The organism is Paenibacillus sp. FSL R10-2788, assembly GCF_038003885.1.
Lineage (GTDB): Bacteria > Bacillota > Bacilli > Paenibacillales > Paenibacillaceae > Paenibacillus_AQ > Paenibacillus_AQ odorifer.
In genome coordinates this window covers 906919-929279 of the sequence record NZ_JBBOQA010000001.1, presented here as the reverse complement: position 1 = coordinate 929279, position 22361 = coordinate 906919, and the positions used below count along the sequence as shown (strand labels likewise).

Below are 22361 nucleotides of genomic sequence, written 5' to 3'. Positions count from 1 at the left end.
AATAACATTTACTTGTTTGCACAAGTTGCTAAAAGATGTTCTAAAACGCAAATTCGTTTCGGTATCCAGTTTTCAAGGATCAAGTCTTACTTGAGAGCTTAAACTCTCAAAACTGAGCAACGAGTGAGTAACAGGCCTAAACCTGAGTTTTGGAAGCTGAGCTTCCGATTTGAATGTCCTCATTGCAGAGAACGATTCTCCATAGAAAGGAGGTGATCCAGCCGCACCTTCCGATACGGCTACCTTGTTACGACTTCACCCCAATCATCTACCCCACCTTCGGCGGCTGGCTCCCTTGCGGGTTACCCCACCGACTTCGGGTGTTGTAAACTCTCGTGGTGTGACGGGCGGTGTGTACAAGACCCGGGAACGTATTCACCGCGGCATGCTGATCCGCGATTACTAGCAATTCCGACTTCATGCAGGCGAGTTGCAGCCTGCAATCCGAACTGAGACCGGCTTTGATGGGATTGGCTCCACCTCGCGGCTTCGCTTCCCGTTGTACCGGCCATTGTAGTACGTGTGTAGCCCAGGTCATAAGGGGCATGATGATTTGACGTCATCCCCACCTTCCTCCGGTTTGTCACCGGCAGTCACTCTAGAGTGCCCAGCATTACCTGCTGGCAACTAAAGTTAAGGGTTGCGCTCGTTGCGGGACTTAACCCAACATCTCACGACACGAGCTGACGACAACCATGCACCACCTGTCTCCTCTGTCCCGAAGGCCGCTGCTATCTCTAGCAGATTCAGAGGGATGTCAAGACCTGGTAAGGTTCTTCGCGTTGCTTCGAATTAAACCACATACTCCACTGCTTGTGCGGGTCCCCGTCAATTCCTTTGAGTTTCAGTCTTGCGACCGTACTCCCCAGGCGGAGTGCTTACTGTGTTAACTTCGGCACCAAGGGTATCGAAACCCCTAACACCTAGCACTCATCGTTTACGGCGTGGACTACCAGGGTATCTAATCCTGTTTGCTCCCCACGCTTTCGCGCCTCAGCGTCAGTTACAGCCCAGAAAGTCGCCTTCGCCACTGGTGTTCCTCCACATATCTACGCATTTCACCGCTACACGTGGAATTCCACTTTCCTCTTCTGTACTCAAGCCACCCAGTTTCCAGTGCGACCTCAGGTTGAGCCCAAGGTTTAAACACCAGACTTAAATAGCCGCCTGCGCGCGCTTTACGCCCAATAATTCCGGACAACGCTTGCCCCCTACGTATTACCGCGGCTGCTGGCACGTAGTTAGCCGGGGCTTTCTTCTCAGGTACCGTCACTCCGATAGCAGTTACTCTACCGGACGTTCTTCCCTGGCAACAGAGCTTTACGATCCGAAAACCTTCATCACTCACGCGGCGTTGCTCCGTCAGGCTTTCGCCCATTGCGGAAGATTCCCTACTGCTGCCTCCCGTAGGAGTCTGGGCCGTGTCTCAGTCCCAGTGTGGCCGTTCACCCTCTCAGGTCGGCTACGCATCGTCGCCTTGGTGGGCCGTTACCCCACCAACTAGCTAATGCGCCGCAGGCCCATCCCTCAGTGACAGATTGCTCCGTCTTTCATTCTTCTCTCAGGAGAAAAAAGAAATTATCCGGTATTAGCTACCGTTTCCGGTAGTTATCCCAGTCTGAAGGGCAGGTTGCCTACGTGTTACTCACCCGTCCGCCGCTAAGTTATTTTGAAAGCAAGCTTTCAAAATAACTCCGCTCGACTTGCATGTATTAGGCACGCCGCCAGCGTTCGTCCTGAGCCAGGATCAAACTCTCCAATTAGTATTGAAAAGAGCGATATGCTCATTTTGAAACATCTGACGAGAAAATTAATTCTCTAATTTTGGATATCACTTACGTGATTTCCTACTCACTCGTTGTTCAGTTTTCAAAGATCAAGTTCTCGTTGGCGCCGTTTAATGTCTCAGCAGCAACTCTTATACTATATCATGTTCGGCTATTTAATGTCAAGCTCTTTTTTCAACTTCTTTTTCGAGCTCGGCATGTGTATTTCTTGGCCGGACTTAGAATATATCATGTATAGAGATTCATTGCAAGCTTTATTTTAAAAAACTAAACACATACTTTTCCCCAATTGTATCGCAACCGCATTCCCCTTTTCCGCGTCTATCTATTCAACATCAAAGTCCCTTCATACATAGGTATCAACTCCATTATTTTTTGGCAAAGAGGTGATTCATATAAAGACCTTGCATGATCTCTAGCTTCCCTCTAAAAGGAGGTTGGAGAATCAATGAGCAGAAGTGTGAAAAAGCAACCCGTGTGCAGCGACCAACAGAAACACGGTTCCTCATGGGCTAAAAAACAAGCCAATAAAGCCGTCCGCCGCTCCCCTGGCGACATCCCTAAAGGGAAATGGTATCAGAAACTGTATAACAGCTGGAACATTTGCGACTACAGCTTTTACCAAACTAAACAGCAGGCGATTCATGAATGGGAGACAAACAACTGGATCCAGATGAGATTTCCCTCCCGCCAAGAGGCCATTCAAGATTGGCACAAGTCTTATAGAAGAAAGTAAATCAAAAGATGCCCCGGCAGGGAAGCGCCGGGGCATCTTTTTACCTAGAAGCTTAATTTCGCACCTACAGTTACAATCTCAGATGGACCTATCTCTAAGTGGTGAACCGAAGACGTTGCTCCTTGTAAAGCAGGGTTAAGCTGCTCTAAGATATTGCTTTTAAATAAATACTCTTGAGGACTGTTCACTTTCAGTTGCAGTTGTGTCTGCTGAGCGGACATATTGTACCAACGCAAAAACAAGTCGCCTGAAGTTCCGTTCATTTTCATGGATGAGAAGGCCATGTTGTCTCCTTCCCAAACCAATGGGGTATATCCAGAGTTCAACTTCCCGCTATGCAGACCGGTCTGACATACCGTCCAAGGGATCTGGAATTGATAGGCCTCTGTAAATGCCCGCTGTTCACTTCCCTCACCAGAATGAGGAATCAGCTCCAGTTGTGCTGTATATTCACCCAGGCACTGAGCTTCCGGAGTTGGGAACCAGCCCCAATCCCCCAATTCCCCTACGCTGCGTAGCAGGGTGACGGCAATAGTATTGCGTCCATCCCGCAGAACCTCATATTCGTTCAATCCCTGGTTGGCTACCGTAAGTCCTACATCGCCATTGCTGACATCTACAAAGGATTGCTGATGTTGAGTATTGCTCGGATTTGCCCATTCCGGTGCCGGATTATTGTCCCGCATAGCCACTTCGAACATAGAATCCACACGATGCACATCGGTAGACAAATCGGTCGGGAACAGCATTCGCACCCGGTGATCCTTGGCTTTGTTATTAATTGTGGATTCAATATGCACGCCTTTGCCTTCCCGCTCCAGCGATACGACGGTACGAAGCTTCAAAACCACCGTATTTACGCTCCGCTGCGCTTTACGCTCAGGATAATACACAAGTGCACGCTGTTCCGCCTCCAAGGTGTCATCCGCCGAAGCCGGAATCTCCCAATCTATTTGGATCTCAATGGCCGCACGGAAGGGAGAGTCTTCAATCACCTTAATGACTGCAGGCTGGCCTTTGGTCGTCAGCGCTTGTTCACCTTCTGGCTGCTTGTACATGTATTCATTGCCTACGTCTCCGGTATTCTCGTAAATCCCCAACTCACGATAAGTGGTACCGCTGCGCTTATCCAATAATGTAAATGAACCATCCTCAGCAACAACTACCTTGAGAGATGCATTCTCCAAGCTGCGCTCTCCTTCTATTAAAGAGCTTCCCTGAGCGGATTCCGTAGTTGATTGTACCCAAGCGTAAGTACAGAGTCCAAGTGCAGGCACATTGCGGGCTTCAAAAGTAAGTCTCACCTTGCGGCACATATACGGCTGGCGGAATTGGTCATCAGGCAGATCATAACCAAAGCTTAAACCCAGGTCTTCCACTGTAGACGCTAATTCCTCCCCTGTGTGATCGACGAGAATCCGGCCGGACAAATCAACAGCCAACATTCTGCGGGCGGTCTCATCCAACGGATAACCCTCGCGCAGATATAACCGTTCAGCATCCAGCTCTATAGTCACCGTTCCCGTACGCTTCCACCCCGTGGTATTCATCACTACAAAAGGAACTGCATCTTCCCCGTAGGCGGAAAAGCCCGAAGTCTCCACTTGATCTGCGATAAACTTAGCACTGTCATCTATGATGCTTTCGGCAACATGCCGGCTTTTATCAAAACGCGTTACCATCTCACGATGCACTTCATCCACACTACAACCACAGATACTGTCATGCGGATGGTTCTGCATCAGCGTCTTCCAGGCATAGGTGAATAGATGATGTGGGTAGTCCTGTCCGGACAGGCGGGCGATGGAGGCCAGCGGCTCGGCTACTTTTTCCAAAAGAGTCTGGCCCAGCTGGTTCATCTGCTTCAAATAAACCCGAGCTGAGGCTGTGTTCACTAAGGTGCCCCATCCGTCTGTACGCTGACTGCGCAGTTCCCCTGTAACGGTGGAGAGCTCCCGCTGATCCGAGGATAATTGCTGATCCAAGGCTTGCAGATAGTCCGGGAAATTTGAATGCACGAACTTCACTTCAGGGTATAGCTTTTCGGCGGTGCGGATAGCTTCCGGCAAATCCAATTGCAGAGGCTGGTGGTCGCACCCGTTCATGAACAATAACTCCCCCGTTGAAGCATACTTCTCTGCATCCGCAAGCTTACGGTCCCAGAATTCCCGGGCCGCACCTTCCTCTACAGGAACTTCATTGCCGTTAGAATACCAGTTGGCAAATAGGATACCGAGAATTTTGGATCCATCCGGCCCTTCCCAGATCAGCTCGGAGAAAGAGGACTCATAACCCGCATCCGATACAGTGTTGTTAAATCCCGTAGGCTTCACCCCGCGTCCAAAAAAAGCATTCGTAATCCCTGACTGCAACATCAGCTGCGGAGTCTGTCCGACCAATCCAAAGGTATCGGGAAAATAACCGATTTTGGAAGGCTCGCCGTATTTCTCGGCATCCTGATGGCCGATCTGCATATTCCGCACATTTGCCTCACCGCTCGTCAGGAACGCATCCTGCAAAATGTACCAAGGTCCAATCAAGATTCGTCCATCCCGGATATACTGCTCCAGCTTCTCTTTGTTCTCTGGCCGAACCTGAAGATAATCCTCCAGAATAATGGTTTGCCCATCGAGGTAAAAACTGCGGAAGGCGGAATCTCCGTCCAGCTTGGCAAGCAGTGCATCCACCAGCTGAACCAGACGGACGTGGTGTTTCTCATACGGCAAATACCATTCACGGTCCCAGTGAGTATGGGACACGATATGGGCTGTTTTGGTTGTTGTGTGGGTCATCTGTGTGTACACCTCAGTTCTTCAGCATTTATTAAGCGTAATGTTAACCTCTTCAGGTCTATAGACAGCTACCAGCTTGCCCGCTGAATCAGCTGCAAACAACACCGAACGTTCCTTCTCCAGTAAAAATGAGTAATGAGCTCCAGTTGCAGGATCTTTTACTTCAAGTTCGGCATCCCAGGCGTATTCAGATACGAAGATATACAATGAACCTTCTGCAAAAGCAAGCTTTCGCCCGTACACACCTGGCAGGTCTCCACCGCTGATCCATTCCAGCTCGGTTTCGATACCTGCGGCTTGTGCAGCATATTGGTAGAGCGCGGCGATTGGCTCGTCGCGGTCATTCAGTTCTAAAGGTAGCGGGCACCAGATCAGGCGACCTGTGCCAATCTGGCGTTCGATGAGGTGATCACCTACACCTCCTGAGCTAGACGAATCAACATCTGCATTTGCTGGCGTTTCTTTGACTAGCTCCGCGATTCGCTTCTGTCCGTAGGACACGGCAAACTTGCGTCCGTTCAATAGAAGCTGCTCCTCACGGCGCATGTTGCCAAGTTTACGGACTCCTACTATTGCGTCCATACGATCCGAAGGCTGCCAGTATGCATCTACACCCAATGCTCCAGTAATGAGCAGAACGGCACCTGTACGCTCCACTATGTCCAGCAAGTGCTGAAGGGCGTCATTATCCAGATTGTGCACACTCGGCAGGAGAATCAACTTAGCCGGCTCTGCCTCCAGCGGAGCCAGATCGTATTCCGATACGGCGCGGAAAGGCAAATGAAGCTGATAAGATAAGATCCGTGTCAGGCGGGTAGTCGCATCATAGGTAAGCTTCCGGTTCGAGAAGTCATTAGAGTAAGGGAAAACCACGGAAATCTCTTCCAGCTTCCGCCCGTCAAATAACCCCCCCGCTTCGCCGATGAACCGCCCAAAATCATAAGACACATCCGCTTCCGGCTTCTCAGTCCCATCGGCCCGCAGCGCACCGATCTGCGATTCATTGGCATTATCCATATAAAAGTTCGTGTTCCAGATCCATTGCACAGCCCCGGCACCTCCAGAAGCAAACGCATAGGCATATTTGCGCTCCAGCATGGCCCGCAATTCTTCCTCACTGCGTTTAGCCCGTCCGTCTGGCGTCTCCACATACATGATGCCGGTCTCCTGGATGAGGTTCGGTTTGTGATGGGTTTTGGCAAAAATCCCATCCCAAAGCAGATTGTCATTCAACCACCAGCTGTGAACAGTGGTGTAATCGACATCGCGCTCATAAAAGAACGGCGATGGCCGCTGGGCACCCAAAGCCTCATCCTGCCCTACAGTCACTAAATGATCTGGGCAGAGTTCCTTGATAGTGCCGCTAAGCTCCCTTGCCCATACGTTGTGCATGTCCATGGAGAACAGGCAGTAGTCGAGCCAACGCGTGCCGCGCTTCCCGGAATGAATATCCTGCACACTGAAGTTAATCTCTTCTTGCTCAGGAGGTTGTGCAGCCGCAAAATCCGGCAATTCCAGCGGCGTCATATTCCAGCGCTCTTGCAGCGAAGTTATATCACCATGGCGTTCTTCCAGCCAAGCAGAGAAAGCAGCGCGTTCATATTTATCTCGCGCCGAGCTCGGTCCGTCCGAGAAAATCCGCGGCGGATCAAACATTGACGGTTCATTGATCAAATCCCAATCGACATGGGTTGTCGTGCGATGCCGGGCGACGATGGAGCGGATGAACCGTTTTTGCGCTTCTACACTGCGCGGATCGAGATAAGGATTCGTCCCTTCCCAAGTCTCCGGCGTAAAGGAGAAGAACGTAAAGGTAACCTGCAGCTCATGCCGCTTCGCAGTCAGTAGAAAAGCATCAATCGCCCGCAGCACTTCTTCCGAGGCATGGCCGTCTACCTGCATAATATTGCGGTAGGCTGTCCAGATGCCGGTACGAATCCAGTTGATGCCTGCCTTCCGCATCTGTGCCATATCCCGATCCCAGACATCAGCATTTGGCAGGAATAGAAACTTCCGCGCTACGTCAGAGGTCATATAAGTCATGCCGACAACAGGTAAAGGCTGACCGTCTTTGATAAAATAATCTCTTCCAGCCTTAATCGCTTCCCCCTGCGATAACAGGCCCACGTCATGTCCCCAGAAGCCTTGACGCAACATCCGCACTTCGCCTTCTTCAGATACAGCATGGCAAGTGAGATGGTACAGGCCAGGTTGAATTTCTACAGCAAGCGGTACACGTAGGAAGTTCAGCTCGCGACTGACCTCAAGCTTGCACTCGTGAGTAAAACATGGGATAGACTCCCCGTCTTTGCTCAGAGTGATGTTCAGGGTCCACTGCGCTGATGTCGGTGAAGATTGGCTGCGGCTTAGCCGCTGGCCCTGCAAAAACAGCAGCGGCCGCTCGCCTTCTTCATAAGAAGCATAGTTTGGCTTCAGCCACAGCTCTGTTACACCCCGAGCGGCAAAGGTTGCCCAGCGGGTTAATGCTTCCGTTCCGCCTTGATTCCAGAAATCAGGCGTAAGCGGTTGGCCGATGAAGATCCAGCGGCCACCGGCAAAAGGCCCGCCGATATGCTCCCACAGCACAGCTGGAGCTGAAACTTCCCGCCCGGCGGCGGTAATGCCCTTAAGCAGCGGATAAATCCGCGTGTCCATAGGTCCACTGGAACCCATCTGCTCCGGCAGGTCACTGCTTTTAGTGACATGCGGTACCAGGTTCCAGGTATCCGTCAGAGCCAGCAGCTGCTCATCACCTACGAAGAGCGGAATGTCTCTAAGCGCAACATGCTGCTGTATGCGATCTGTGCTGCTCACACGCAGCGCTTCATGGATATGCAGCTGGCGGTGATAGGCAGTCTGCTCAGCTTCGATCCGCCACTCTTCAGCGACTAGGCGGACTGGATGCTTAAACGGGGCACCCCCAATGCTGATCAAGCTGCCGCCTCTGCTCAAATAAGCGACGATGGAAGGCCAAGCCTCCTTCGGGAAGTATGGAGCATGGAAGCTAACGAAGCAGTCCCCGGCCTTGGCGCTGTCCAGCGTTTCGGCCAGCTGTTCTGCATGAACAGGAGAGTCAGTATGATGTAATCCTATGGACTGTGCCTGTTCTGTGGTCAGTCCGCCCGCTGCGGTATACCCGGGAAAAGACGGGTCCGCGAACAGGATGATACGGCCCCCGCTCACAGAATACCTTCCTTCATCGCCCGATAGACAAGCTGCGAAAATAAGCTGTTAGACCATGCAAACCAGCTGCGGGTAAATACACTAGGATCATCTACATGGAAACCTTCATGCATATATCCGGTTCCGGCATCCGTACTTTCCAGCATCGCAATCAGTTCCAGCTTCTCTTCGGCAGTCTGAGCCGTAATGCCCTGCATGGACAACGCCATGTGCCAGATATAGTTCTCCGGAGTGTGCGGGCTGCCGATCCCTTTGGCAGCTGTGCCTTCGTAATAGAACGGATTTTCTTTGCTCAATGCGAAACGTCTGGTGTTCTGGTAGATGGGATCATCCGCCGAAGCGTAACCCAGATACGGAATGGAGATCAGTCCGGGCGTTCCCGCATCATCCATCAGGCAGTAATTGCCGAAGCCATCGGTCTCATAAGCATAAATCGGACCAAACTCCGGATGGCGATAAATGCCGTAGAGTTTGATGCCATGATCCACTTCAAATTCCAACTCTTTAAGTTCAGCCAGGAAGTCTAGGTCGCGGAAGACCCACTCCGCGAATTCCTGCATCTGGCGCAGCGCGACAACAGCGAACATATTGCCAGGAATGTTGTAGTGGAAATCACAGGCATCATCGCTGGACCGGAAGCCCGACCAGATCATTCCGGTATAGTTCACCGGCATGCCGAGACCGCTATTGTGCAGAGAATCTTCCGGAATGCCGTTATTGCGGCTGAACCGGTACGGAGACTGCTCGAAATGCCGCTGCTCTCTTTTGAACAAATCGAAGATCTGGCGCATGGCCGACTTGAACCCCGCGTCGAAGAAATCAGTCAGACCCGTCTCTTTCCAGTAGGTATAAGCGAGGCGTACGACAAAACATAACGAATCAATCTCAAATTTACGCTCCCACACCCATGGCGACATCTCGGTCACATCCGTAGTGTTCCAGTGCCAGTCATTGGCCGACTCATTAAATGCATTGGCGTAAGGATCGATATGAATATACTGAATATGGCGTTTGATAAGACCTCCGATAATGCGCTGGAGATCGGGATCGTTTTTGGCCAGAGGCACGTATTGAATTACCTGCTCCACTGAATCACGCAGCCAGGAGGCCGGAATATCGCCGGTAATCACAAAGGTGGTTCCGTCATCCAGCAGTTTAGTCGTCGTCTCCAGCGTATTCGGAAAACAATTCTTGAACAGCTGCAACAGCTTCGGGCGATGTGCCAGCTTCTCCTCTGCTTCGGCAAGCACTTCTTGTACAGCCTGCGGCAGCGGTAGCTGGGGCATTGCTATTTTGGGTAATCGGAATTGTTCCAAGTGAGTTATGCTCCTTTGCATCTGTGATGTGATTATTTAACTTCTGATGTAGATTGTTTTGATCTCGTAAGGGGCAAAGTGAAGTTCCAGTTCACCGCCAGCCGTGTGTTCGATCAGTTCCAGCTGCTCTTCCAGAGCATTGGACAGGTAGACGCTCTGAACCGGATGCTGCCATTTGAGCTGAACCCGCTCGCGGCCTCCCGAGGATTCGTAGAAACGCAGAACAGTCCCCTGCCCATCCTCGGATGGCTTGATCGTATCCAGCACCACATGCTCACCGGAGAATCCGATAAATGAGCCCGTTGGCGGCAGCTGCCCCTGTGTTGATGAAGCGGCAAAAGTATACAGCTCATGATTTAGCTCTGCTGCACGGCGAACAGTATGAGCCTCCTGCCAATCCCCACGGTGCGGATATAGCGAATAGGTGAAGTCATGCTCGCCGAGATCCGCAGTAGCATCCGGCCATTTCGGCGCGCGCAGGAGCGACAAACGAATGGTGCTGCCTTGGATGTCATAGCCGTATTTGCAATCATTCAGCAGACTGACACCATATCCGCGTTCGGATACATCGGCAAAACGGTGCCCGCAAACCTCATATTGCGCCTGCTCCCAGCTGGTGTTGCGGTGGGTCGGACGTTCCAGCGCACCAAAAGGTATCTCGTAAGTCGCTTTATCCGCCACAACATCAATTGGAAACCCTACCTTAAGCAGCTTATGGGCTTCGTTCCAGCTTACATGCGTCTGGAAATCAATCCGGGGATTATGGTGATGTAGAATCATATCCTGAGTAATCTCGGATTGGCCCAGCTTCCAGCGGAAGCGCAAAATATCCTGCACCGCCCCAGTGCGGATCACTGCCTTTTCTATAAGTTCAGCCTCCCCGGCGGGTTGGGCTTCATAACGGTTGTCAATGTCCCAGGCATCCCAAAGCGTGGGACGGTCGTGGAAAAAGTGGAAGCGATTCGCCGGCTCACCGGATTTTACGATCTCCCGGTTTACTTTTTTATCAAAAAGGCTGGTGATTTCTCCCCGCTCGTTAAAGGTAATACGATAATAGTCCGTCTCCCAACGATCGCCGAAGGGAACAGCTCCTACAACTGTTTGATTATGTTCAGCAGCGGCAGATTCTGCATGACTTTCATCGGATGTGTTCTGAGACAGTTCACGAATCCAGATCGTTTTGTAACCAAAGGCTGGAATATCCGGAACGAGAACCGAGACACCAGAAACTGCTGCCTCTTCCGTCAGGACATCTGCTTCCAGCAGTACGTTATCCTCGCCATACACCGCAAAGTTTCCGCTGGCGACTCCTTCTTCATTGAGGGCAAGTTCGACCACGGCATCCCGAGTCCAACCCAAACTATTAAAAACAATGTAAGGTGTGCCCTCGCCTGATGTGTTAATGTTCCCCGCCAATGCCGCAAGCCCCGGCTGAAGGGCAACACGGCCAAGCTCAAACACCTCTGCGTATTCCTTCTCTGAGGTCTCGTAAGCTTCGGTAATCGCCGAGCCCGGAATAATATCATGGAACTGGTTCAACAAAATCAGCTTCCAGCCCTGATGCAGCTGCCCGGCAACTACGGCACGTTGCTCTGTGTCCAGCTGCGGCGAAGCTAGTGTCTGCCACAGCTCCGCTTCACGGTACAACACTTCCGCCTTGCGGTTGTTCCGCTTGTTGCGGCCGTGCGTAGTGTAGGTGCCGCGGTGCAGCTCCAGATACAGATCGCCCCGCCACTGCGGCAGCTGCGGCTGACTGTGCGTAATGCCCGCGAAAAAATCCGCGGCATTACTGTATTTGCTTTCCGGCTGGCCGACCATTAGCTCGGCACGCTGGATATATTCCAGCATCTCGCGCGTGACCCCGCCGCCGCCGTCACCATGCCCATAGAGCAGCATCTGCTCGTTATGTTTATCTTTTTCGCGGAAGGACTGATAGTGTTCATGCACATCTTTGGGCAGCGTATTCTCATTAACCCCGTGATTCAGATAAGACAACATTGGTGTGCCGTCAATGCCGACCCAATGGAACAGATCGTAAGGGAAGACATTAGTGTCATTCCAGCCCAGCTTGGTGGTCATAAAATATTTGATTCCACCATGCTGCAGAATCTGCGGCAGAGAGGCGCAGTAGCCGAAGGTATCCGGCAGCCACTCAATCTGCGAGGTGCGCCCGAACTCTTCCAGATAAAAGCGTTGGCCATACAGCATTTGCCGCATCAGCGATTCTCCGCTCGGAATGTTCAGATCCGGTTCGATCCACATTCCACCGACCAGTTCCCAGCGTCCTTCACGGATGCGCGTCTTGACCTTCTCATAGAGTACCGGGTCATTGTCTTTCAAATATTCGAACAGCAGCGGCTGGCTCTGCGCATATTGATAGTCAGGATATTCGTCCATCAGGGCATTCACCGTCGAGAACGTCCGGCTAGTCTTGCGCACGGTCTCGCGCGCAGGCCACAGCCAAGCAATATCGATATGGGACTGGCCCACCATGTGGATTGTTCCTTCGGCATGACCGCCGATCTCCCCGACTCTGCCCCGCAGCTTCTGCTCGATTCGCGTAATCTCACCACCATCGCGGATCTCCTGCGTGGTAAGGCCAACGAATTCATCCATCGCCACATACAAAGCTTCCAGCATCCGGTTACGGCGCTGGTCCTGCTCAGGCAGCAGAATTGCCGAATCGCGAATCACTACTGCCGTGTACATTAGACTCTGCACAGGTCTGTTCACCAGCACCAGCTGGCTGTGGATCAGCCGAATCGGCGGCTGGATCACCGCCTGTTGATTTAATGGGTCCACCGGCTCGGGGACCGGATCGAAGAGTTCGATTTCCAGTTCCAACGGACGGCCAGAAGGATCACCTGTCAGGGTCACAAAGGTATGATTGCGGTCGAGTCCTTGCCGCGATTCACCGTTCACCCGCAGCAGCCCTTCCCCACCTGAAGCAAAAATCAGTCCGATGTGGCCCGGCAGCCAGTTAGCCGGAATCTCCAAAGTACGGCGGAAGAAATAGGTCGTTCCTTGCACACTCGGGAAGAGATCATAATTGCTGGCGTCCTTGTAAGGCTGCAGCTTGTCATACTGTCCCGGCAATTGATACACCGAGGACATAATCTCCCAATCGCGCAATTCCTCCACCTCTAACCATTGCTGCTCGGAGAGCTCGCGGATGAAGCGTTTAATGCGTTCCATGTCTTTACCCCCTCACCGTCAAATCGGTGCTCAGTGTATCATTCACATGCTTACCCACCAGCACTTTAAAGGCTCCTGGCTCTACAACAGGTCTTAAATCCGGTCCGATATATTGCAATTGCTCCGGTCCTACCGTGAACAACACGGTTTGCTTCTCACCCGGAGCCAACTTGATTTTGTCAAAAGCCTTCAATTCCCTGGCGGGACGGGTGACCTTACTGGCGACATCGGAAATGTACAGTTGCACCACCTCTGCGCCCTCACGGTCTCCTGTATTCTGAACGTCCACGGAAACTGTAGCCGTCTCCCCAGCCGTAATTACTTCTGGTTCTACCTTTAAGCCGGAGTACGTAAATTCGGTGTAGCTAAGCCCGAAGCCGAACGGATACTGAGGCTGGGAATCGGCCTCCAGATATCTTTTGCCACGGGAACGTTTGCCGTTGTAATAGACCGGGAGCTGGCCCACATGCTTCGGTACAGATACAGTCAACTTCCCGGAAGGGTTCACATCGCCGAACAGGATATCCGCAACAGCGTGTCCGCCTTCTTGGCCTGGATACCAGGCTTCCAGAATGGCATGTGCATGCTCGTCAATCCAAGGCTCGCTCACCGGACGGCCGTTAATATAAACGACGATCACAGGTTTGCCGAGCTGATGAACCTGCTGGATCAGTTCCAGCTGCACTCCCGACAGGGTCAACGACACCCGGTCAATGCCTTCGCCGCAGTCCATATCATTCCAGGCATTCTCCGTCACCTTGGACGCGCCTGTCTTGAGATCGATACTGCCTTCCCCGAAATCGCGTGCACTGGAGCCGCCGACGACCATAACAACGGTATCGGCCTGCTCTGCACAAGCGAGCGCGGCTTCAAAACCTTCGCGCGAATCGCCTTTGATCCGGCATCCCGGTGCATAGAGCACCCGCTCCGGCTCTGCAGCCAGCTTGCTGCGGATGCCGCTGAGCACGGTCGCTACCTTAGCCGGAGGCTGTGGCGAGGTGTAATCGCCGAGCTGGTTGTACCCGGCATCGGCGTTAGGGCCAATGACGGCGATCGTGCCGGCCGTCTTGGATAATGGCAGCACACCTGCTTCATTTTTCAGCAGGATGATGCTCTCGCCCGCCACTTGCCGGGCCAGCTCTTGATGCGCCTTACTGCCGATGACGCGTTCAGCCGCATCAGGATCAGCATATGGCTGCTCGAACAGGCCCAGCCTGAATTTGAGCGTCAGCACACGGCGGACCGCACGATCCAGCAGTTCCGGGTCCAGCTTGCCATCACGGACGGCAGCCACCAGGTATTTGCCGTACATTTCCCCGGACATCTCCATGTCGATGCCGGCTTCCATTGACTGCACTGCTGCATCCATGCCATCTTCAGCTACATCATGGCCAGAGGCCAGCATCTCTATAGCTCCGCAATCGGTAATGATTAGACCCTCAAACCCCCATGCTTCGCGGAGTATATCCTCTAGTAGTTCTGTATTTGTCGTGCAAGGCACGCCGTCTATTTCGTTATAAGCAGGCATAATGGAGACTGCACCCGCTTCGACCGCTTTTTTGAAGGGCAGCAGATCCACTTCCAGCAGTTCACGCCAGCCCATGTGCACAGGCCCGGCATTCCGGCCGCCTTCTGAGCTGCCGTATCCCACAAAATGCTTCAGCGTAGCCCCCACGCTGCCGCCGCTCTGCAAGGATTCCCCCTGCAGACCTTCAACGGCCGCAACCGCCATCTCGCTGATCAGGTAAGCGTCCTCGCCGAAGCACTCCTCGGTGCGGCCCCAGCGGGGATCACGCACCACATCCAGCACGGGCGAGTACGTAACCGCGCCGCCCTGACTGCGTGTCTCCAGCGCTACGGCGCGGCAGACCTCACGATACAGCTCCACATTCCATGAGCTGCCAAGCGACAGGGGCACCGGGAATACGGTGGCCCCGATCGCCATGTGACCATGCGAGCATTCCTCGCCGATCAATACCGGAATGCCCAGCCGCGAATGCTCCAGCACATACCGCTGGAGCGTATTCACCGCTTCCGCACCTTCACGCGGAGACAGGCCAGTGGCCAGCGTCACACCGGTCCACGGGTCAGCGCGTAACATCCCGTAAAGCGAGCCCACGCCGCCCCCCGCAACCTTCTCCTTGAAGCTTTCTGTCAAGGTCATCTTACCGTCTCTATGTTCATAGGCCTGCCAGCCAAAAGGCTGAATCAGCTGACCGGCCTTCTCTTCCAAAGTCATCAGTCCGAGCAGATGCTCCGCCCGTTCTTCAGCAGGTAAATTCGGGTTTGTATAACTCATTCCTTAACAGCCCCTACGGTAAGACCTTGAATGAAATAACGCTGGAAGAACGGATAGGCAAAAATAATCGGCCCTGTCGCCAGCACGACCATCGCCATCCGCGATGTATCCTGCGGCATGGAGCGAAGAGCTTCCAGACTTAGCGAACTGTTCTGGGAGTTCTGCAAAATAAACTGCATACTGGTCTCGATCCGCATCAGCATCGATTGCAGCGGGACTAAATTCGGGTTGTCGATGTACAGCAGCGCATTGAACCAGTCATTCCAATAGCCGAGGGTGCTGAACAAAGCAATCGTAGCCAGACCGGGCAGTGATAAAGGCAACACCAATTTCAGGAAGATACGGAACTCGCCCGCCCCGTCGATTTTGCCGGATTCGATAATGGCATCAGGCACACTCGTGCTGTAGAAGGTGCGCAGAATCATAATGTAAAAAGCATTCACCGCCAGCGGCAAAATCAACGCCCAGATCGTATCCTTCAGGCTTAGAAACTGCGTAACGATAATATAAGTCGGCACAAGTCCACCGTTGAACAGCATGGTAAAAAACGCGAAGAACGAGAAAAAATTGCGGTAACGGAAGCTTTTCCGGGAAATGGCATACGCATAAAAAGCGATAAACAAAAGGCTGATGATCGTCCCGATCACCGTTACAAAAATCGTCACACCATAGGAACGCAGCAGCATATCTCCGGATTCAAACACATAGCGGTATGCGCCGAGACTCCATTTTGCCGGAATCAGCTTATAGCCATCCCGCGCCAGCGCCACCTCATCGGTGAAGGAGATGATCACGACGAACAGAAACGGAAACACGCACAGAAACGCAAAGATGCCGGCTATCAGATTAAAAGTGACATTCCAGGGCGTTGAGAGATGGTGGAAATCACGTTCTTTTTTAGTCTTAGTAATGGAAGACATATGGCCCACTCCTTTCATGAGGTTCTAGAACAAAGCGCTATCCTTGTTGTATTTGCGGACAATATAGTTAGAGGTCATCACTAGCGTAAAGCCGACAACCGATTGATACAGACCTGCGGCAGTGCTCATACCAATCTCACCCGTTGTTTTGAGGCCTTGATAGACATAGGTATCAATAACATTCGTGACACTGTAGAGCGTACCGGAATTACGAGGCACCTGGTAAAAGAGACCGAAGTCGGCGTAGAAGATTTTACCGATGGCCAGCAGGGTCATGATCGTGATAATTGGACTCAGCAACGGCAGTGTAATATTGCGAATCTGTTGGAACTTACTAGCTCCGTCGATCATCGCCGCTTCATACAGCGACTTGTCGATCCCCATAATAGCTGCGAGATAAACTACGCTGTTGTAACCAACCGCTTTCCACAGATAGACTAAGATCAGGATGAACGGCCAATAGGCTTTTTCCGAATACCACTGAATTGACTCTGCGCCAAAAAAGCCCATGATCTGGTTCAGCATCCCGCGTTCGGAGCTCAGGAAACTAAATGCAAAATAGCCGACCACGACCCATGACAGGAAGTAGGGCAGGAACATGCCGGTCTGATACACTTTGGCCAGCTTCTTGTTCACAATCTCGGACAGCACAATCGCCATCAGAACCGACAAGATCAAGCCAAGCAGGATAAATGCTCCATTGTAGAGCAAGGTGTTGCGGGTAATAATGTACGCGTCATTGGTGGTGAACAAAAACTTGAAGTTGTCTAGCCCCACCCATTTGCTGTTGATAATACTCGCCCAGAAGCCATCGCGGCTAAAGCGGTATTCCTTGAATGCAATAATCGTCCCTATCATCGGCAGGTAAGAGAAAAAGAGAAACCAAAGCGCACCTGGTAAAACCATGAGCAGCATAATCTTGTTATTCATAATATTTTTTATAAATCCGCTGATTGTCTTCACACTTAGATCCCTCCTGTATGTCCTTATATTTCAAAAAAAGACCGGGTCAGAGGCCACGCCCCTGCCCCGATCTTCTCTTACGTTGATGTTTTACTTGTTGTTGGACGCTTTCCAGGCATCAATTTGCGATTGCGCTTCAGCGATAATTTTGTCCAAACCAGCTGCCTTGAATTTCTCAATAGCTTTCGGTAGATACTCGTCAGGATCAACGGTTCCAGTCATCAGTGGTGACCAGTATTCTTCTTTTACGTTCTGAACCGCAGCGATTTCAGTAGTCACCTTGGAAGTGTCGAAGTTAAAACCAAGCAGCGGTGCATTTACACCGGATTCATTAAACTTTTTGAACTCTTCCCATTTGTTCTCAGGGTCACCCTCGTTCAAATAGTTGATCATGATATTGCCCAGCGAGAAGGTTGGCATGTCATAGTTCTTGGATTCATCCAGGTTCTTCATGGAATTCTCACCAGTCTTCTCGTAGTGCACGCCTTCGATTCCGGAGTCAATCATGTTGCGCAGCACCGGATCGGTGTTGAGCAGGTTCAGGAACTCCATCGCTTTCTCCGGATATGCGGAGTTAACCGAGATGGCTTGCATCGAACCCATAACGGACCAGTTGTAAATGTAAGGTTTGCCAGCTGGCGTGGAAACTACAGGATAGCCGTAGCTTGCCGACCACAGATTGTCCGCCATCGGCTGGGTAGCCGCGCGATCCATGAACCAGTTCGAAGATTTATATAGATCATCCACCGAAGTTGTAGTTGCTACTTCCGGCGAGATATAACCTGCCTTGTAATATTTGCGAACGGTTTCAAGAGTGCTTTTGAGTTCTGGGGATTCCAGAATGTTCACGATCTTGTAATCCTTCGTGTCCATATAAACAGCCATTGGCATCTTTTCAATGATATAGTCGAACGGCAGCACTGGCATGAAATCCTTCACCATAGCGTAAGGCGTGATGCCCGGTTCATTCTCTTTAATCGTCTTCAGCAGTGGTTCAATGCTTTCCATTGTGTTCACCCCGGAAATGTCGAGGTTATATTTGTCGAGCAGCTCTTTATTGAAGCGCCAAACTTCTTGCGCCGGAAGCTCTTTGTTGGCAGGAACGGCATAATTATGTCCATCTACCTTGGAACCTTCCAGGAACGCCGGATCAATCGTGTCTACGATGCCTTTTCCATATTCATTAAGCAGGCTGTCCAATTCCATAAAAGCGCCTTTGCGGGCATTTTGCACATAATCGAACGCCCAAGAGCACGTAAAGAGAATGTCCATGGGTTCACCAGCGGCTACTTTGACCTGCATTTTTTGTGTATAATCACCAAAATCAATCATATTCATCTTCAGGGTGACATTTATCTTCTCTTTAGTGTACTTATTGACTTCTTCCACGACACGGTCCAGATCCTTCTGCGGTCCGCCGATCGTGTACCAGATCAGTTCGACTGGTTTCTCGGATGATGCACCGTCGCCGCCCGCTCCTGAACTGTTAGTTGCCGCGTTGTTTGAATCGCCGCCACATGCGCTGAGCGCAAGCGAGAATGCCATAAGTGATGTCAGTAACAGGGAAAACCTTTTTCTTTTGTTGTTGCCCATTCCTGTATAACCTCCCCTTTGTTTACCTCAAGATCGCTGGCCTAATCCGGAATTAAACCAGCAGCTTTCTCCTTCAAGGACTATCTTTACTGTAATTTATGAAAGCATTTTCAAACAGAAGATAAACTAAATAAATCATGTAGAAAATAAAGAAAAAGCTTGCAGCGGGGGTCCGCTAGACAAGCCCTTTGTACTCCGTAGGAGATATCCCGACATGCTTCTTAAATTGTTTGTAAAAATATCCGGTCTCCCAATAACCTACTTTGAGAGCGATTTCATGAACTTTAAGTGAGGTAATCCGCAGCAGCTCCTTTGCCTTCTCAATCCGGTATTTATTGATATATTCGGTGAATGACTCATTCACCTCTTTATGGAACAGCTGTCCCAAATACACCGGGTGAATATGGTATTGGGCACCGAGGGTCTTCAGTGACACATCTTCATTGTAGGACTCATGGATATAATTCAGCACCTGCTGCACGACTGGACTCTTTACGTCCCGAACTAAGGCGTCTACCGTAATGGTAGCGGCTTCCTGAATAATCTGAGTTAGTTCATTTATGGAAACTGTGGAGCGAATGAGGCCAAAACCGTCTGCGAAAAGCTCCGGTTCTTCCACATGGCGGATCTCCTGCAGCTGCATCTTGAAGCGGATCAACCATTCCATGGCAATGCCTTGCAGCAGCACAGGTGTAATCCCCTCCATTTGCCGCAGCTGCTCAAAATGATCCTGGATCCGCACCAGCAGCGCTTCCTTATCCTTCGCCATAATCAGCTTGAGATCATCTTCCCAATTCAGCGGCATACCTTGGACAGCAACCTCATGCCTATCCTGAACTTCCTCATAATGCAGCAGATTCCGCTCTGGAAACAGCATGAAATATTCCTGAGTCATCTTTGCATGGGCATAACTCTGAGCCGCAGCCTCCTCCATCTCCTCCACCGTTCCTACGGAGAGACGCATTGGCGGACCGCCAGTTAGGGATAACAGCAGCTGCGCATGAAGCATCTCCACCGCTTCTTTACCCTGCTGATACTCACTAAGCAGATGCAGCAGCACGGTATCTCCATCCATATCCCGGAATGCAATCAAAGACGGGTTACCGCCTACAACCTCTTCCACCGCCTGGAATAGCTCGGCAGCGTCCTGTTCAGAGCGAAGCAGGGCCACCTGCACCAGCGGCTTATCTAGTCTAAGTTCCAGAAAATCAGTCCGTTCACTGAATTCCTTCGGCCCAATCTGGCACCGCAGCCAACGGTACATCACATTATCGCGCAGAATGGAAATACTATGCGCATTGAATTGACTCTCTTGGCGGGAGACACCCAGCTTCTCGGCGGCAGTCACTAGTGTTGCCCGGAACTCTTGCAAATTAATAGGCTTGAGCAGATAATTTTCAATGCCGAGCGCCATTCCCTCCTTAAGATATCCAAATTCATCATAACCACTGAGGATAACAACTTTGATCTCCGGTTGAATCTCCCGCACAGCCCGGATCAGATCCAGTCCGTTCATCAGCGGCATGGAAATATCCGTAATCAGAATATCCGCTGGGACAAACCGCAACGACTCCAGCGCTTCCTGGCCGTTCTCGGCGTGGCCGACAATCTCCATCCCCAGTGCTGCCCAATCCACAATGTCATATAATCCTTCGATAATAAAAGGCTCGTCGTCCACAATGAATATTTTATACATGGTTTGGATCATCCTCTCCCAGATCGGGAAAATACACAGTCACGGTTGTGCCGGTACCCGCTTCGCTTTGTAATTCAATGCCATACTCACTGCCATAAAGCAGCTTCAAACGTTCATGAATACTGCGCAGGCCGAATGATTCCGATTGTTCATCTGGCTGCAAAAGACCTTCTTTGAGCTGGACCAATCTGTCCGGGGCAATCCCCCGCCCATTGTCTGTAACTACCGCACGCAAATATTTGCCATCCTTGGCCACAGCCACACTGATGTGATTATCATTCTTGTCCACGCGCATCCCATGCAGAATGTAGTTTTCAATGATGGGCTGCAGCGACATTTTGAGTACAACTCTTCCGGTAAGCTCTTTCCCGCATTCCATTGTATAAGAGAATTTATCCTTATAACGGATGCGGAACAGCTCCAGATATAAACGGCAGGCCTCTAGTTCATCCTTCATCGTATGCTTGGGTTTCTGGTGAACATAGCTTTTGAACAACACCGACAAGCTGTAGATCATCTCCCCGACATCTGAAGCTCCTTGAGAGATGGCCCTCATCCGGATCACCTCTAAGGTATTGTAGAGAAAATGTGGGTTTACCCTGGCTTCAAGCGCGGCAATTTCGGTATGTTTTTGCTTGATTTCAGCCTTGAACACACGGTCTATATGAAGATTCAGCTCATCCAGCATGTCGTTGAAGCTCTTGGAGATCTGCCCCAGCTCGTCTTCTCTGACATCGGTAATCCGGGCATCCAGGTCACCGTTTTTCACTTTGCGGGTGAACTTGATAATTTTATGAGTCCGTCTGGCAAAATTATTGATAAATAAAGTGGGCGTAATAATCGCAAACAACAGGCAGATCAAGCAGATAATGAAGATCATGTTCCGCAATCCCCTATAGGTGGCGGCTAATTCCTGCTTAGGCACAGCACTCAACACAGTAAATCCGCCTTGGGTATGAGTCTGCTTAGTAATGATCATCCCGCCAACTTCTTCACCATCTGTATAGGCGGAATTCATCTGCTCGGGATAAGGATAGCGCTTTCCATAATAAGTGCCCGAGGTATCAAATAACACATCCCCATCCGCTGCCAGCACCAGAATCTTTCCCTTGAAGTCATCCTTATAATTGCCCATACTCCCCCAGACCTCGCTGGCATCAAAATAGACTAGAAGCTGACCAATGTTGCGCAGTGATATCTTGTTATTGACCGGGGTACGAACCGTAAACATCGGCCCCTCTGGAGATGAGATTGCCTGACTGACCCAAGTGTTTGGAGCGGTGACACTGCCTTCCTCCTCCAGATACAGCGCATCCGGTACAAAAGAATGGGCTGCATTAGTGGAAATAATCTGAAATTTGCCTTGGTCGTTATAGACATACAACTGCTGCTCAGCTGCACTGTAGAGCATTAAACTGCGGATATCAGGATCATCTTCAACTTGATTGCGAAAAAACTGCACGGTATCCGTCGTAGCATTACTTTCGTTGAAATACCGGTCCAGCCGGTACCTCACGTAATCTTCATACGGGTGCTCCAGCAAATACGACGTATTAGCAGTCAGCTCCGTGTCCCGGTACACGTCCCGCATCATAGACTGTACAGAGTCATATTTTTGCTCAATATAGCTGTTGATGCTCTCCACGGTACGTTTCTGAATCTCCATCTGCCGCTGCACTACGGCCTGAGACATGAGCAAGAACATCAGGTAAGAGAAGGTGATAATGGTGACCACGGCAATGACTGAGAAGAGCAGGATGATTTTCATAAACAGATTATTCTTCAGATACTTTCTGTACAATTTCCCCGGAAACATCAGCAACCTCCTACAGCAGGGGGGAAGCCTAAGCCTCGCTGCTTGTCATTATGAATAAAGTATAG

Annotated in this window: 11 protein-coding genes and 1 rRNA gene; 1 reads left to right on the top strand and 11 read right to left on the bottom strand. The window is 51.1% G+C overall.

Annotated elements, in window-relative coordinates:
• Positions 1-205: 205 nt before the first annotated feature.
• Positions 206-1763, bottom strand: a 16S ribosomal RNA gene (locus NSQ50_RS03980).
• 472 nt (positions 1764-2235) lie between these two features.
• Here NSQ50_RS03980 and NSQ50_RS03975 point away from each other — a divergent pair.
• Positions 2236-2523, top strand: a complete 288-nt coding sequence (locus tag NSQ50_RS03975; RefSeq protein ID WP_036684938.1) for a hypothetical protein — start codon at positions 2236-2238, stop codon at positions 2521-2523.
• Positions 2524-2567: 44 nt separating this feature from the next.
• Here the strand turns inward: NSQ50_RS03975 and NSQ50_RS03970 are convergent, their stop codons facing one another.
• The 10 genes from NSQ50_RS03970 to NSQ50_RS03925 all read right to left on the bottom strand — a co-directional run bounded on the left by NSQ50_RS03970 (position 2568) and on the right by NSQ50_RS03925 (position 22296).
• Entirely contained in the window at positions 2568-5315 is a 2748-nt protein-coding gene (locus NSQ50_RS03970) for an alpha-mannosidase (RefSeq protein WP_076224332.1), read from the bottom strand.
• A gap of 21 nt (positions 5316-5336) precedes the next feature.
• Complete coding sequence (locus NSQ50_RS03965) at positions 5337-8498, bottom strand: beta-galactosidase (protein ID WP_256717068.1); 3162 nt, start codon at positions 8496-8498, stop codon at positions 5337-5339.
• Positions 8495-9814 carry a glycoside hydrolase family 125 protein gene (locus NSQ50_RS03960; protein ID WP_076224336.1) on the bottom strand — a complete coding sequence of 440 codons (1320 nt, stop codon included), beginning with the start codon at positions 9812-9814 and terminating at the stop codon, positions 8495-8497. The genes NSQ50_RS03965 and NSQ50_RS03960 overlap by 4 nt, the downstream gene beginning before the upstream one ends.
• 36 nt (positions 9815-9850) lie before the next feature.
• On the bottom strand, positions 9851-13009 hold the full coding sequence (locus NSQ50_RS03955) for an alpha-mannosidase (RefSeq protein WP_076224339.1): 3159 nt from the start codon (positions 13007-13009) through the stop codon (positions 9851-9853).
• A gap of 4 nt (positions 13010-13013) precedes the next feature.
• Entirely contained in the window at positions 13014-15308 is a 2295-nt protein-coding gene (locus NSQ50_RS03950; RefSeq protein ID WP_076098668.1) for a glycoside hydrolase family 3 N-terminal domain-containing protein, read from the bottom strand.
• Positions 15305-16228, bottom strand: a complete 924-nt coding sequence (locus NSQ50_RS03945) for a carbohydrate ABC transporter permease (RefSeq protein ID WP_076224342.1) — start codon at positions 16226-16228, stop codon at positions 15305-15307. Before NSQ50_RS03945 ends, NSQ50_RS03950 begins: the two co-directional genes overlap by 4 nt.
• A 24-nt stretch (positions 16229-16252) precedes the next feature.
• Positions 16253-17158, bottom strand: a complete 906-nt coding sequence (locus NSQ50_RS03940) for an ABC transporter permease (RefSeq protein WP_282579979.1) — start codon at positions 17156-17158, stop codon at positions 16253-16255.
• Between the two features lie 123 nt (positions 17159-17281).
• A complete protein-coding gene (locus NSQ50_RS03935) occupies positions 17282-18784 on the bottom strand; it encodes an ABC transporter substrate-binding protein (RefSeq protein ID WP_076224345.1) in 1503 nt (500 codons plus the stop codon).
• A 175-nt stretch (positions 18785-18959) separates the two neighbouring features.
• Positions 18960-20480 (bottom strand): response regulator transcription factor, encoded by a 1521-nt coding sequence (locus NSQ50_RS03930; RefSeq protein WP_076224347.1) that lies wholly within the window; start codon positions 20478-20480, stop codon positions 18960-18962.
• Positions 20473-22296, bottom strand: coding sequence for a cache domain-containing sensor histidine kinase (locus NSQ50_RS03925; RefSeq protein WP_036684922.1), 1824 nt, complete (start codon positions 22294-22296; stop codon positions 20473-20475). Before NSQ50_RS03925 ends, NSQ50_RS03930 begins: the two co-directional genes overlap by 8 nt.
• Positions 22297-22361 lie beyond the last annotated feature (65 nt).